This window comes from Sulfitobacter sp. HI0129 (genome assembly GCF_001635395.1).
Taxonomy (GTDB): domain Bacteria; phylum Pseudomonadota; class Alphaproteobacteria; order Rhodobacterales; family Rhodobacteraceae; genus Sulfitobacter.
Genome location: NZ_LWGH01000096.1, coordinates 1 through 255, shown reverse-complemented (window position 1 = coordinate 255; position 255 = coordinate 1). Strand labels below are relative to the sequence as shown.

General features: G+C 60.4%; 1 protein-coding gene. It reads right to left on the bottom strand.

Annotated elements, in window-relative coordinates; genetic code table 11:
• The coding region (locus A3764_RS00935; protein ID WP_150122026.1) for an ATP-binding cassette domain-containing protein at nt 1-255 on the bottom strand (255 nt) is incomplete at both ends.

The window sequence follows — 255 nt, the reverse complement described above, 5'->3', positions numbered from 1 at the left end:
CCACGGTCAATGCGTCAAAGAGCGAGAAGTGCTGAAAGACCATGCCGACGCCCGCGGTACGTGCCGCATGGGGGTCGGTGGGATCATATGGTTTGCCGAACATTTTCATGCGGCCCGCATCGGGTTTGACCAGCCCGTAGATCATTTTGACCAGGGTGGATTTGCCTGCGCCGTTTTCGCCCAGCAGGGCATGGACCTCACCCGCCGCGATCGACAGGGATACATCGTCATTGGCCATCACGCCGGGGTAGCCCT